The organism is Micromonospora sp. CPCC 206171, from assembly GCF_036906755.1.
Taxonomy (GTDB): Bacteria; Actinomycetota; Actinomycetes; order Mycobacteriales; family Micromonosporaceae; genus Micromonospora; species Micromonospora purpureochromogenes.
The window spans coordinates 22,632-35,402 of sequence record NZ_JBAKHT010000008.1; the positions used below are offsets into that span (position 1 = coordinate 22,632).

Below are 12,771 nucleotides of genomic sequence, written 5' to 3' on the forward strand. Positions count from 1 at the left end.
CCTCGTCGGTTCCCGGGCCCGAATGCCCGAAACGTGGCACCCCGCCGGAGGGGGATGTTTGGCCCGGGGCCCTCGGGGGAGTCGGGAAGGCATGGCAGGAGCAGCAGCGGAACAGCGCCGGCTCGCCACCGTCGTGGAGAGCTGGCTCGGGCGCCCGGTCCTGGTCGTCGGGGACGCCATGCTGGACGAGTGGCGGTTCGCCGAGTCCGACCGGCTCTGCCGCGAGGCGCCCGCCCCCGTCCTCACCCTGCGCCGGCGCATCTCCGCCGCCGGCGGCGCCGCCAACACGGCGGTCAACATCGCCACCCTCGGCGGCCGGGCGCTGCTGGTCGCCCCGGTCGGCGCCGACGTGGCCGGCGACGAACTGCACGACTGCCTGGACCGGGCCGGGGTCTGGGACCGTACGGTCGGCCAGCCGCACCGGCCGACGCCGGTGAAGCGACGGATGCTCGCCGGCAACCAGATCCTGCTCCGGGAGGATTCCGGCGACCCGGAGGACGCGCTCGACGACGACGGGGTGCGGGACCTGCTCACCGCGCTGGACTGCGCGACCGAGGAGCTGAAGGCGGCCGCCGGTGGCGCCACGCCCACCCTGGTCGTCTGCGACTACGGCCTGGGCGCGCTGCCCGCGCCGGTGCGCGCCTGGCTGGTCGCCAACCGCGAGCGCTACACCACCGTCGCCTTGGACGCGCACGACCTGGCCGACTGGCGGGGCCTCGCCCCGACCGTGGTGACCCCGAGCTTCGCCGAGGCGACCCGGCTGCTGGCCCGCGCCGCCGCCGGCTTCGGCGCCGCGCCGCGTCCCGCCGGACGGACCGCCGCCGGCCCGGACCTGCACCTGGACCACCCGCCGGTCGACCCGGCCGACGGCCCGTCCGAGCTGATCGTCGGCGCGGCCCCGGGCGGCGCCGGCGTACGGCTCTCCGCCACCGGCGACCGGTCCGGTGTGGTCGGCACGGGGCCGACCGGGGAGCCTACGCCCGGCGAGGACCGGGTGGCGATGACCGGCGACGGGCTGAGCGTCACCGGCACCGGGGTCACCCTGAACACCGCCGCCGGCGACGGCGTCGACCGGGCGGTGCTGGCCGAGTCACGGCTGGAGGAGCTGCGCGAGCACACCGGCGCGGCCGTGGTGGCGGTGACCCTGGACACCGAGGGGGCGGTGGTCGGCGGGGCCGACGGGGAGCCCCGGCGCAGCCACAGCACACCCGTACCGGCCAGCCACGCGGTCGGCGCCGGGGACGCGTACCTGGCGGCGATGACGCTGGCCCTGGCGGCCGACGCGCCGCTGCCGACCGCGGCCCAGCTGGCCCAGCTCGCCGCGACCATCACCGTGTCGGACACCGGCACCTGCGTCTGCCGGCGGGAGGACCTGCTCGCCGCGCTCGGCACCACTGCGGACGGTACAGCCCACCCGACGCTGGTCGGCACGGCCGAGCTGGCCGCGATCGTCGGCGACCACCGGCGCGCCGGCCGCTCGATCGTCTTCACCAACGGCTGCTTCGACGTGCTGCACCCCGGGCACGTGCGCTACCTGGAGCAGGCCCGCGCGCTGGGCGATCTGCTGGTGGTGGCGGTCAACTCCGACGGCAGCGTCCGCCGGCTCAAGGGCCCGGACCGGCCGGTCAACCCGGTGGAGGACCGGATCGCCCTGCTCGCCGCGCTGTCCTGTGTGGACCATGTGGTGGTCTTCGAGGAGGACTCGCCGGCCGCGCTGATCGAGACCGTCCGGCCCGACGTGTACGTCAAGGGCGGCGACTACCCGCCGGAGATGGTGCCCGAGGCGCCGCTGGTGCGCCGGCTCGGCGGCCAGGTCCGCACCCTCGGGTACGTGCCGGACCGCTCCACCTCGGCGATCATCGACCGGATCCGTGCCCAGGGGAGCCCGTCAGCGCAGCCGGCGGAGTCGACCGGGTCGCCGCAGTCCAGCCGGTCGCCACAGTCCGGCGCCCCGCAGCGGATGGGCAGGTCGGCGTGAACCGACCGCTCGACCTCGGCAGCGCCGAGGAGTTCCGCGAGCCCCGGCAGCTCGACGTGCTGATCCCGACCCGCAACCGCCCCGCCGAACTCGCGGTCACCCTCTCCGGGCTGGCCGCCCAGGAGGGCGTACCCGGGTTCGGGGTGGTGGTCAGCGACCAGTCCGACGGCGAGCCGGCGTACACCCACCCGGCGGCGGCCACCATGGTCCGGGCCCTGCGCCACCGGGGACACCCGGTGCTGCTGACCCGCCGGCTGCCCCGGCGCGGGCTGGCCGAACATCGCGCCTACCTGCTGGGCCGGTCGGCGGCGCGGTACGTGCTCTGCCTCGACGACGACGTCTGGCTGGAGCCGGGCACCCTGCACCGGCTGGTCACCGCGATCGGCGAGCTGGGCTGCGGCTTCGTCGGCAACGCGGTGCACGGCCTGTCCTACGCCGACGACGTACGCCCGGAGACCCACGCCCACTACGAGGAATGGGACGGACCCGTCGTGCCCGAGCGGATCCGGCCGGACACCCCGCAGTGGCAGCGGGCGTCGATCCACCCGGCGGCGAACCTGCTGCACGTGACGCGCAAGCTGGACCTGCCGCCGGGCGCGTGGCGGGCGTACAAGGTCTCCTGGATCGGCGGTTGCGTGCTCTACGACCGGGCGGCGCTGGTCGACTCCGGGGGCTTCGACTTCTGGCGGCGGGTGCACGAGCGCCACCAGGGCGAGGACGTCGCCGCGCAGCTCGCCGTGATGGCGCGCCACGGCGGCGCCGGAGTGCTGCCCAGCGGGGCGTACCACCTGGAGTCGCCGACCACGGTGACCGAGCGGGAGGTGGAGGCCTGGGAGGTCGTGCTCGCCGCCGACACCGACACCCCGCAACCGGCCTGAGCCGGGCCGCCGGGGCAGGTCAGCGCGGTGCGCCCGGTTCCGGGCGGAGCAGCTCGGCGGCCGCCTCCAGCACCTCCACCACCGGCACGTCGGTGACGAACGAGTCCCGGTGCGGGCACTCGCCGTCGCCCGGTCGGTGCGGGTAGATCCCCGGGGTGCAGTCCACGCCGCAGACCGGGCAGTGCGTGGTCCACGAGGCGATCGGCCGGTGCCGGGCGCGCAGCGGCGTGGCCCCGTTGATCAGGTTGCCCAGCCAGTAGATGCCGACCGTCGAGGTGCCGACCGCCCCGGCCAGGTGCAGCGGGCCGGTGTCGTTGGAAACGACCAGCTCACACCCCGCGTACGTGGCGGCCAGACCGCCGAGGCTGAGCGTGCCGACCTGCGGGCGGACCGGCACACCGGCCGCCACGACCACCGCGTCGACCAGTTCCCGCTCGGCGGGGGTGCCGGTGACCAGCACCTCGTACCCGTCGCCGTGCAGCGACCGGGCGACCTCCCCGAAGCGCCCGGCGGGCCAGCGCCGGCGGGTGTCGGTGGCCCCGGGGTGCAGCGCCACCCGTGGCCGGTCCGGCTCCCCGAGCACCGCCAGCGCCTCGGCCCGGTCCGCGTCGGTGACGGCCAGGGCGGGGATGACGGTGGTGGCCGGCGCGCCGACCAGGGCGACCACCTCCAGGTAGCGGATCACCTCGTGCTGGTAGTAGACGTACCGGATCCACCGGTCCAGCGGCGGCGCGTCCTCGGCGCGCAGCCCGGCGGTCACCCGCGCGCCGAGCCGGCTCATCAGCGGGTTCGAGTTGGCCCCGCCGCCGTGCAGCTGCACCGCCAGGTCGATGCCCTCCTTGGCCGTCCGCTCCAGGAAGTCGTCCATCGAGGCGGGCGGCTCGTCCGGGCCGGGATCGCGGATGCCGGGGGCCGGCGGGACGACCAGCACCCGGTCCACCGGGCCGGGCCGGTCGCGCCAGAGCTTCGCGTGCCACGGCGCGCCGAGCAGCACGATCTCCGCCTCCGGGTACGCGGCCCGCAGCGACTCCAGCGCGGGCAGCGTGAAGATGAAGTCGCCGAGCGCGTTGGCGCGCAGCACGGCGATGCGCCGCACGTCGGGCACGCGCTCGCCGACCGGGCCGAGCAGGGACGCGGTGGCCACCCGGACGCTACGGCCGGTCGATCTCGTCGACGGTGAGGTCCGGGTGGTGCATCTCCCGGTCCGCCGCCGGATCGGCGAGTCTGCCCGGACCGCCGGCGGCCGGACCGCCGCGGTGGCCGGCGCGGCCGACGGTGATGGTGCGCGGCGCGGCCCGCTTCGTACGCGGCAGGCGGACCCGCAGCAGGCCGTGGTCCATCACCGCGTCGATGGCGTCCGGGTCCACCCGGGACGGCAGGTCGATCCGGTACTCGAAGCCGCGGGTCTCGAAGCCGCCCGGGATGCCGTGGTCGGCGTTGACCTCGGCCTCCGAGCGGGCGCGCACGCACAACTCCCGCTCGTCCAGCTCGACGGCGACCTCCTCGGGCGCCACGCCGGGCAGCCGGACGACCACCTCCCAGCCGTCGGCGGTCTCGGTGAGCTGGACGTCCGACGAGCCACCCCGGCCGCCGACCAGCCGGCTCAGCTCCGACCGCAGCGACTGGAGCTCCCCCATCGGGTCCCAGCCCTGCTGCCGACCCCGCCATCCACGGCCGAAACCGCTGGGCTGTTCCGTCATCGCACGTCTCCGATCCGCTGGGTGGCCGCCGGGGGCCGCAGTGAGCTGGGGGCGTCGAGGCCGGCCTCCCGGTCCACCCCGACGCCGAGCCGGTCGACCAGCTCGCCACCGAGCCAGGCGCTGACGCCGAGGATGGCCGCACCGACCACCTCGATGGCGATCAGCGCGCCGCCGGCCGCCCGGGAGTCGGCGTTGAGCCGGACCGCCCAGACGGCGGCGAAGAGCAGGATGACCGCCACGTTGGCGGCGGCGTGGGTGAGCGCCACCCGCTTCGCGCGGGTGCCGGCCGGGATGGCGAGCAGGTCGAACGTCCCGGCCGCGGCGGCCAGCAGGCCGCCGACCAGGCCTACCGTGATGTTCCAGTACGCCACCTCGCCGCGGAAGTCGGGGCCGCCGACGGTGTCGACGATGTCGAAGAGCGTGCCGACGACCAGGAGCGCCACCGGGAACATCACCAGCATCGGGTGCACGGGGTGCCCGAGCACCTTCAGACGGCTCTCCATGTGGGCCTCCACTGCTCGGCTCGGGGGGCGCTGTGTGAGCCCGTACCCGCCGCTCCGGTGGGCAAACCTCGCGCTCGCCACGCCCGCCTAGGCTGACGGACGGCGGTCGGCGTCCGGAGGGGCCGCCACCGGGGTCAACGCACGGGGGAGGCGGACGTGACGGTGGAGATCACCTCGCACGAGGAGCTGCGCGACCTGCTGGGGGCGGCGATGCCCCGGGCGGTCGCCAAGGAGCGCGTCGTACTGCACGAACGGGACCGGCAGTGGCTGGCCGCCTCGCCGTTCTGCCTGATCGCGACGGCGGGGGCGGACGGCAGCTGCGACGTCTCGCCCAAGGGTGACCCGGCCGGCTTCGTCAAGGTGCTGGACGAGACGACCCTGGCCATCCCGGAACGCCCGGGCAACCGGCGGGCCGACGGCTACCGCAACATCCTGGACAACCCGCACGTCGGCCTGATCTTCCTGGTCCCGGGCCGGACCGACACCCTGCGGATCAACGGCCGGGCGCGGCTGCTGCGGGACGCGCCCTACTTCGACGACATGGTGGTCAAGGGGCACCGGCCGATCCTCGCGATCGAGGTCCAGGTCGAGCAGATCTTCTACCACTGTTCCAAGGCGTTCCTCCGCTCCGAGCTGTGGCAGCCGGAGACCTGGCAGCCGGACGTGCTGCCGACCCGGGCCAGGCTGATCAAGGAGGTCGAGAACACCACGGAGAGCCTCGCCGACCTGGAGCGCCGCTACGGCCCGGAATACCTCAACTCGTTGTACGTCGGGTAGGGGCAGGCGGGCCCGCCATCACGCCATCGGCGTCGCCGCCCGGAGCCTCCTGCAGTCCCTTTCGAGCTGATGTCGTGAACGGATCAGCGCTACCCGGCGACTGTCGGAACGGCGGTTGGTCGCTTCAGCGGGGCGGCAGGCCGATGCGGAACCGTCGCTGACCGTCGGTCAGCTCCGGCCAGTCGTCGGGCTCGTCCGAGGCGATGCGTTCCGGGTCGGGCACCCGCAGTTGCACCCGCACCGCACGGATGAACTCGTGCAACGAGGTGCTGAGCCTGGTCTCCGGCGGCACGCCGCCGAACTCCGCCGCCCGGGTGTCCTCGTGGCCCTCGGCGATGCGGAGCACCGCCCAGGAATGGCGTACCACCATCCGGGCGGCGCGCTGGACGCGCTCGTCGCCGACCAGGCGGATCTGCTCCAGCAGGGCCAGCAACCGCTGCCGCTCCTCCTCCGTACGGTCGTGCTGGGCGGCGGGATCCGGCGCGCCCGTCATCCGGGCGGTCAGGTGTCGGAAGACCCGCACCGTGGACGCGAACTCGACGCTCAGCTCGTAGAGCGGGGCGTCCCAGCGGGTCGCCAGCTCGCGCTTCTCCTTGCGCCGCTCGACCAGCAGGGAGGGGACAAGGCCGATCAGCGCGCCGACGGCGAGGGTGAGGATCGTTGCGCCCAGAGCCGACCAGTCCACGATGGAAGCCTTGGCGTACGCGTCACTTGTTCGCGTACCCCCGGAGGGACCCGGCGGCGGCACGCCCGCGCGACGGCCGCTCGCGCCCCGGGAGCGCGCCGTGAGACCGGCGAGCTGATACTGGGCGGCATGTCTGAGCTGGCACTGCCGATCCGTACCGAGCGACTGCTCCTCCGCCGGTACCGGATCGACGACGTCGATGCCCTGCTCGCGTACTACAGCGACCCGCGCGTCGCCCGCTACATCCCGTGGGAGCCGTGGTCGCGGGAGTTCGCCACCACGGTGGTCACCAAGCGGCTCACCAGCACAGGGATCACCGGGCCGGAGTCCCGTCTCGCGGTGGTGGCGGAGCACGAGGGCGAGGTCGTCGGCGATGTGATCCTGTGGCCGGCCGACGAGACGCTGTCCCGCGGCGAGATGGGGTGGGCCTTTCACCCGGCGGTCTCCGGCCGGGGGTTCGCCACGGAGGCGGTTCGCGCGGTCATCGACGTGGCCTTCGCGCACTGCGGCATGCACCGGGTCATCGCTCACGTCGATGCCCGGAACGAGGCGTCGGCGCGCCTCTGTGAGCGGGTGGGCATGGTCAAAGAGGCACACCTGCGCCGGGACCACTGGACCAAGGGCGAGTGGACGGACACCCTGATCTACGGGCTGCTCGCCGAGCAGTGGCAGGGTTAGCCAGGCCCGTCTGCCTCTCCCTCTTTGCCGGTGCGCTCAGTCGGCGTGATCGGCTGAGCCGCCCAGCCATCGGCGGGCGTCCTCCAAGCCGTCCTCGTTCTCCTCGTTGCCGCTGATCCCGGTCAGATCGCCGACGGCCAGCCGGCGGGCGAAGTAGTCGGCCTGCACCGCCCAGCGGAAGCGCAACATCGTCGACAACCCGTGCTCCACCTCGGCCCGGGTGACGGTCCGGCACTTCAGATACGCCTCGATCAGGCATTCGGCGTGGCGAGGACCGCCGACGTACATCGCTGCGGAGGCAAGGTCGTAGAGCAGTGGACCGTCGAGCGCCACGCTCCAGTCGATCAGGCCGCAGGTCCCGGTCGGCCGATCCAGTCGAAACGCCTCGGGAGCGGGGTCGGTGTGCAACAGGCCCCACGTGAGAGTCGATGGATCCAGAGCTTCGTATGCCGCCACCGCGGCCGAGACCGACGGCCGGATCCAGGGACGGACCGCCAGGTGCGTGGCCTGGAGGTTCAACCAGTGGAATCGGTCGGCGTGCGCGACGGAAACACCGCGCAACACCTGATGCACCCGGCCGAGCGTGCGGCCGATCAACCGTTGATCATCGACGGTACGGCCGGAGAGTCCCTCCCCGTCGACCCACCGCAGCAGCGCGAGCGGAATGCCGTCGACATCCGCGACGATCTGCCCCTGCCTGGTCGTCACCGGAACGCCCGCCGGAACCCCTGCCGTCGCGACGTGGCCGGCGACCGTGAGCCCGGCCACCAGGGACCGACGGGAGCCGGGAGCTACCGCCTTGGCGACCCATCGCTCGTCTCCGACGGTGACGAACCACGTTGCGGAGTTCATGCCACCGTGGTGCGGCTGCACCGTCGGGTCGGCGAGGCCCCATGCGTCGGCCAGACACCAACGCAGCCTCTGCTCGGCGATCACCCGGTGCAGTCAAGCAGCGAAGGCCGCGACCGGCGACCGACTTTTGGGCGGGATCTTCCTGCGATGGCCAGCGTCGACCAGGGGCGTCAGCTTGGATGCCAGGGCTCGATCGTGGCCGATATGCGTCATGGCACCAACGTGCCGGTCGCCAACCATTGCCCACGTCGAAGCTGACCAGTTCCCTTCACTCACGACCGCCTCCCGCACCGATTTGATCAACAAGGTTGGAGATAGCGTGAAACGCAGCGCCATCGCTGGCACACCGCTGACCAGCAGATCGTGGTACTCCCGGTTGTCCGCGTCCGTCGGCACGGCGACGGCCCTCGCCATGCTGGTGGCTCCGTCCGTCGCCTCGGCGAGCACGACCGACCGGGCACCGGCGGCGACCCCGACCACGGCGGCGCCCGCCGGCTTCGCTCCCACATCCACCTCGTGGACCAGCCCCACCGACGGCTGGGTGCTGGGCTTCGCGCCGTGCCGGGCCGGTTCATGCCCGACCCTGGTCAGCACCTCGGACGGCGCGCAGACCTGGCAGCAGCGCGCCGCCTCACGGGTGTCGTCCACGCCCGACCAGACGAAGATCCACTTCGCCAACAAGCTCGACGGGTGGACCACCGACGGGCAGGCTCTCATGGCCACCCACGACGGTGCCGGCACGTGGCGGCGCGTGCGGCTGCCCGGCGCTGTCGGCTCGGTCAGCATTGCCAAGCTGGCTTCGACCGACCGGTACGCCTACGCGATCGTCACCTACGGAGTCGGAAGCACCAGGACCACCCAGCTCTACTCGTCGCCCCTCGGCGAGGACAACTGGCAGCCGGTGGTCGGCGTCGCGGTGCCCGGCAGCGGCGGGTGGGACATCGCCACCAACGGTTCGGCCGCCTACGTCGCCCTCGGCGTGATCCACACATCGCTCCGGATGTGGTCGACAGCCGACGGCAGTGCCTGGACCGAGGTCCAGCCGGTCTGCTCGGTGCACGACTCGGTACGGCTGAGCAGCACCAAGCCCGATGACGTCGAGGGCATGTGCAGCTTCAGACCGGAGCGCGGCTACATGGAGAAGCAGCTGGTCGAGTCGGCAGGCGGCGCGGCCCCCGTCGTGCTCGGGTACGCGCCCGCCACGGGGATCACCACCGGGTTCGCGACGACCTCGGCCGGTACCGCGGTCGTGGCCGGCGTCGGTGCGGGCGCGAGCTGGTTGCACGCCAGCTTCGACAACGGCGCGACGTGGGAGACGCCACTGGCGATCCCCGACGTGCAGCTCCCGATGCTCGACCTGGACTTCCAGGACGCCACGCACGGCGTGGTGGTCTGGGGTGGACCCGCATGGTCAGGAGCCGCGGTGTACCGCACCACCGACGGCGGTCACACGTGGAGCCAGCTCACGCTCTGACGTCCAGGCGGTCCGGGGACCGTTTCGGCCCCCGGACCGCACGGCCCCGCAAGATCGCTCCGCGCTCGCTGCTGCCGGCGCTCGCTCCCAGCCCGGCTGGGCCGGTGCGCCCGGCCTGCTCATTCACGCTGGAGAAGCGCCGGCCCGGCACTCACCACAGCCGGCCGGGGAAGCGCGTGGTGACCTCCTGGAGGAACCAGCCATTGCCGTCCGGGTCGTTGAACGAGGCGAACGAGAAATAGCTCGCCCGGTCCGGAGCCAGCCCGGGGGTCCGTCCCTGGCCGTTGGCAAGGGGCAAGCCACCGCCTGCGGCATGGAAGACCTCGCTCACGTCGACGCCGCGGCCGACCAGCTCGGCGCGGGCCGCCTCGATGTCGTCGACGACCAGGCACAGGCCCTGCATCGAACCGGGCGCGGCCGTGGTGAGGCTGGGGCCCAACATGATCGAGCAGTCCGACCTGGGCGGCGTCATCTGCGCGACCCGGCCCTCCCCCTCGCCGACGTCGATGTCCTCCCGCCAACCCAGCGCCTTGTAGAAGTCCTTGGCCCGTCCCACGTCGGCGACGGGCAGCACGACGAATTCCAGCTTCATGTCCATGCTGTCGGCTCCTCTTCCTGCGCTGGCAGGCGACGTGTCAACGCCCTGGTTCCTGCGCCCTTGGCTGGCCCTGCGCCCATCCTCAACCAGTCCTCGCCCAAATGCCCTGGAAACCACAAAACCCCTCGAATCCCTCATGGATGCGATGCCCCGATGGCGTCTTCGGGCAGGCGGACAGCTTGGGCCGCGGTCACGGGCTGGTCCACGAGGTGGAAGCGAAGCCGGTACGCCAACGGTGGCCACCGTGGTCGGGTGAGTGCGGCGGTGGCTGCTCGCCTGGGTGCGCGGCTTCGCGACCTCTCGGCATCTCTCAGCGTCGGCGGCCGGGGCTCGACCTCTTGAGGACTGGATGAGGACTGAAACGGGCAACGCTGCGACCATCTGATCCGTAGAACCGTCTGCATCGATGATCGGATACGCCACTGCCGAAGCGCGTCGGGGAGTCCGCCCCTGGTCGACTCGATGATCACCCCCCATGACTGGTGTGCATGGGGTTCTGTTTCAGACTGCGAGCCCGCTCGGTAACGACGGCGAGGAAGGCCGCGAGCGCGGGAGCTGGGGGGCCGTCTCGGAGGACAACGACCAGTCGACGTCCGAGCTTCTCCTCGGCGACGTCACGAATCGCAAGGGCTGGGTCTGCCGCGGGCAGTGTCAGCGCCGGCAGCAGCGCGACGGCTCCGGTGGTGCGCACGAGTTCGAGCTGGACGTCCGCGTCGCTGGACCGGTGCCGCACGTCGGGCTCGTAGCCGCCGATGGACCGGCAGCTTCCCACGACCATGTCGTGATGGCCGGTGCCCGCGTCGGAGGCAACCCAGACCTCTTCCCGCAGCGCGGACAGTGCGATGGGGCCCCCATGCTTGGCCAGCGGATGCCCGGGTGAAAGGACCAGTTTCAGTGGCTCCTCGTGTAGTGGCGTGAACCGCAGCCCTGGCGGCCGGGGGCGTGGGTGACCGTCGTACTCGTCGCTGATCACCAGGTCGACCGCACCGAGCCGCAGTCCCGGCAGCGCCTGTTCGAGTTCGAGCTCGGAGACCTCGGTGCGTACCTGCGGGTGCTCGACCATCATGCGTGCCACTGCGGGAACCAGCAGGCGACGAGCGGCTGACTGCAGACCGCCGGCGCGCACGGTACCCCGCACCTCACCGGCCAGTGCGGCCAGGTCGGCTGACGCCGCCTCGGCTGCTGCCAGCAGGACTCGGGCGTGCTGTGCGAGCAGACGCCCAGCGTCGGTGAGCCGCACACCACGGCCGGCCTTCTCGAGCAGGCGCGCGGCGACCTCCTTCTCCAGAACACTCAACTGCTGGGACACGGAGGAAGGGCTGTAGCCGAGAGCCAAGGCCACCGCGCCCAGGGTCCCTCGTTCCTCGAGCTCGCGGAGCAGACGGAGCCGACGAAGATCCAGCGTGACCATGCAGAAAGACTAACGAATCACGTCCACATATCATCACTGGACCTGGAGTGTTGGGGCGCAGATGCTCTTGGACATGGGTCCCGCACTGTGCCTTCTGTCAGCCGCGTGCTTCGGCGCCATGGCGATCTTCGGGAAGCTCGCGTACGCCGCGGGCGTCTCGCCCGGAGCGCTGCTCTTGGTGCGCTTCGGCTTTGCCGCCGGCATGCTGGCGATGCTGCTGCTCCTGCGACCGGGTCTGCGGCGCGACCCTGCGAGCCCAGACCGAAGGACGGGTCCCGCTCGAGTGACCCTGGTTCTGCTGGGGACGGCCCTCGGTCTGGGCGCTGTCGGGTACGCCACCCAGGCGTCCCTGTATTTCGCGGCCTTGGAGCTGATGGACGCCTCGCTGCTGTCCCTCGTCTTCTACACCTACCCGCTGCTGGTCACCCTCACGGCCGTCCTGCTGGGCCGGGACCGCCTGACACGCGGCCGCTGCGCCGCACTGGTGGCCGCCTCCTGCGGGACGCTGCTCGTCCTTTTCGGGACCGGCGATGTGGACTTCCACCCGCTCGGGGCGGCCCTGGCGTTCGGCGCCGCTGTCACCTACACCGTCTACATCCTTGTTGCTGACACTGTCGTGCACCGGCTGCCACCGGTGATGCTGTCCGCGCTGGTGATGGCGGGGGCCGCCCTCACCCTGGGCGTACGCGCCCTCGTGAGGGGAGGGGTCGACCTCAGCTTCGGGCTGCAGGGATGGTTTTGGCTCGCGTGCATCGCGGTCGTGTCCACCGTCTTAGCGATGCTGACTTTCTTCGCCGGCCTGCGGCGGACGGGCCCTTCGACCGCAGCCATCCTGTCGACGTTCGAACCGGTCGTCACCACGGCGTTGGCGGCGCTCACGCTCGACGAGATCCTCACCCCCGTACAGGTAGCGGGTGGCCTGCTCGTCCTGTCGTCCGTGGCTGCCTTACAGGTGCACAGGGCACGCCCCGGGCACCGTGGCGCAGTGCCACGCCGGCTGCCGACCCGACCTCAACGCCGCGAGGCAGCCGGTCTCGATCAGCTAGAAGCAGTGCCCGCAGGCATGCCCAGGCGCTTACAACGCCCCTGATCAGGGGCTTGACCGCAACACGGCCCGCTGAGCCCGGACACTGCGAAAGGGCCGTATGGCCGTGGGTGTCTCAGCGGTCCTCTTCTGATCATTAGCTAGCGCAGCGATGCGGGTCGCCAACCGGCTGGACGAAGCGTTCGCTGGGCG

At 72.4% G+C, this 12,771-nt stretch carries 14 protein-coding genes; 6 read left to right on the forward strand and 8 right to left on the reverse strand.

What is annotated here, in order from left to right; all coding sequences use genetic code 11:
- Nucleotides 1-91 precede the first annotated feature (91 nt).
- Nucleotides 92-1,978 (forward strand): D-glycero-beta-D-manno-heptose 1-phosphate adenylyltransferase, encoded by a 1,887-nt coding sequence (gene rfaE2, locus V6U89_RS12050; protein WP_334570988.1) that lies wholly within the window; start codon nt 92-94, stop codon nt 1,976-1,978.
- Nucleotides 1,975-2,856, forward strand: a complete 882-nt coding sequence (locus tag V6U89_RS12055; protein ID WP_334570989.1) for a glycosyltransferase family 2 protein — start codon at nt 1,975-1,977, stop codon at nt 2,854-2,856. The genes rfaE2 and V6U89_RS12055 overlap by 4 nt, the downstream gene beginning before the upstream one ends.
- 19 nt (nt 2,857-2,875) lie before the next feature.
- Here V6U89_RS12055 and V6U89_RS12060 read toward each other — a convergent pair whose 3' ends face one another.
- From V6U89_RS12060 to V6U89_RS12070, 3 genes are read right to left on the reverse strand one after another with little or no spacing between them, the layout of a single operon-like run.
- A complete protein-coding gene (locus V6U89_RS12060) occupies nt 2,876-4,000 on the reverse strand; it encodes a glycosyltransferase family 9 protein (RefSeq protein WP_334570992.1) in 1,125 nt (374 codons plus the stop codon).
- A gap of 7 nt (nt 4,001-4,007) precedes the next feature.
- On the reverse strand, nt 4,008-4,556 hold the full coding sequence (locus tag V6U89_RS12065; protein ID WP_334570993.1) for an Hsp20/alpha crystallin family protein: 549 nt from the start codon (nt 4,554-4,556) through the stop codon (nt 4,008-4,010).
- A complete protein-coding gene (locus V6U89_RS12070) occupies nt 4,553-5,059 on the reverse strand; it encodes a DUF2231 domain-containing protein (protein WP_334570994.1) in 507 nt (168 codons plus the stop codon). The genes V6U89_RS12065 and V6U89_RS12070 overlap by 4 nt, the downstream gene beginning before the upstream one ends.
- Before the next feature lie 156 nt (nt 5,060-5,215).
- Here V6U89_RS12070 and V6U89_RS12075 point away from each other — a divergent pair, with 156 nt between their 5' ends.
- A complete protein-coding gene (locus V6U89_RS12075) occupies nt 5,216-5,836 on the forward strand; it encodes a pyridoxamine 5'-phosphate oxidase family protein (RefSeq protein ID WP_334570995.1) in 621 nt (206 codons plus the stop codon).
- A 124-nt stretch (nt 5,837-5,960) separates the two neighbouring features.
- Here the strand turns inward: V6U89_RS12075 and V6U89_RS12080 are convergent, their stop codons facing one another.
- Nucleotides 5,961-6,521 carry a hypothetical protein gene (locus V6U89_RS12080; RefSeq protein ID WP_334570996.1) on the reverse strand — a complete coding sequence of 187 codons (561 nt, stop codon included), beginning with the start codon at nt 6,519-6,521 and terminating at the stop codon, nt 5,961-5,963.
- A gap of 129 nt (nt 6,522-6,650) precedes the next feature.
- On the opposite strand from V6U89_RS12080, the gene V6U89_RS12085 reads away from it, so the two are divergent.
- Nucleotides 6,651-7,199 carry a GNAT family N-acetyltransferase gene (locus V6U89_RS12085; protein WP_334570997.1) on the forward strand — a complete coding sequence of 183 codons (549 nt, stop codon included), beginning with the start codon at nt 6,651-6,653 and terminating at the stop codon, nt 7,197-7,199.
- A 36-nt stretch (nt 7,200-7,235) separates the two neighbouring features.
- Here V6U89_RS12085 and V6U89_RS12090 read toward each other — a convergent pair whose 3' ends face one another.
- Both V6U89_RS12090 and V6U89_RS12095 read right to left on the reverse strand, forming a co-directional pair.
- Nucleotides 7,236-8,135, reverse strand: a complete 900-nt coding sequence (locus tag V6U89_RS12090) for a phosphotransferase enzyme family protein (RefSeq protein ID WP_334570999.1) — start codon at nt 8,133-8,135, stop codon at nt 7,236-7,238.
- A gap of 9 nt (nt 8,136-8,144) precedes the next feature.
- Nucleotides 8,145-8,699, reverse strand: coding sequence for a hypothetical protein (locus tag V6U89_RS12095; RefSeq protein WP_334571000.1), 555 nt, complete (start codon nt 8,697-8,699; stop codon nt 8,145-8,147).
- Here V6U89_RS12095 and V6U89_RS12100 point away from each other — a divergent pair.
- Nucleotides 8,689-9,525 (forward strand): hypothetical protein, encoded by an 837-nt coding sequence (locus tag V6U89_RS12100; protein WP_334571001.1) that lies wholly within the window; start codon nt 8,689-8,691, stop codon nt 9,523-9,525. The two genes, V6U89_RS12095 and V6U89_RS12100, sit on opposite strands and share 11 nt — an antisense overlap.
- Nucleotides 9,526-9,676: 151 nt before the next feature.
- Here V6U89_RS12100 and V6U89_RS12105 read toward each other — a convergent pair whose 3' ends face one another.
- On the reverse strand, nt 9,677-10,123 hold the full coding sequence (locus V6U89_RS12105; protein ID WP_334571003.1) for a VOC family protein: 447 nt from the start codon (nt 10,121-10,123) through the stop codon (nt 9,677-9,679).
- A 466-nt stretch (nt 10,124-10,589) separates the two neighbouring features.
- A complete protein-coding gene (locus tag V6U89_RS12110) occupies nt 10,590-11,534 on the reverse strand; it encodes a LysR family transcriptional regulator (protein ID WP_334571004.1) in 945 nt (314 codons plus the stop codon).
- A gap of 73 nt (nt 11,535-11,607) precedes the next feature.
- Between V6U89_RS12110 and V6U89_RS12115 the strand changes: the two genes are divergently transcribed.
- A complete protein-coding gene (locus V6U89_RS12115; RefSeq protein ID WP_334571005.1) occupies nt 11,608-12,624 on the forward strand; it encodes a DMT family transporter in 1,017 nt (338 codons plus the stop codon).
- Nucleotides 12,625-12,771 lie beyond the last annotated feature (147 nt).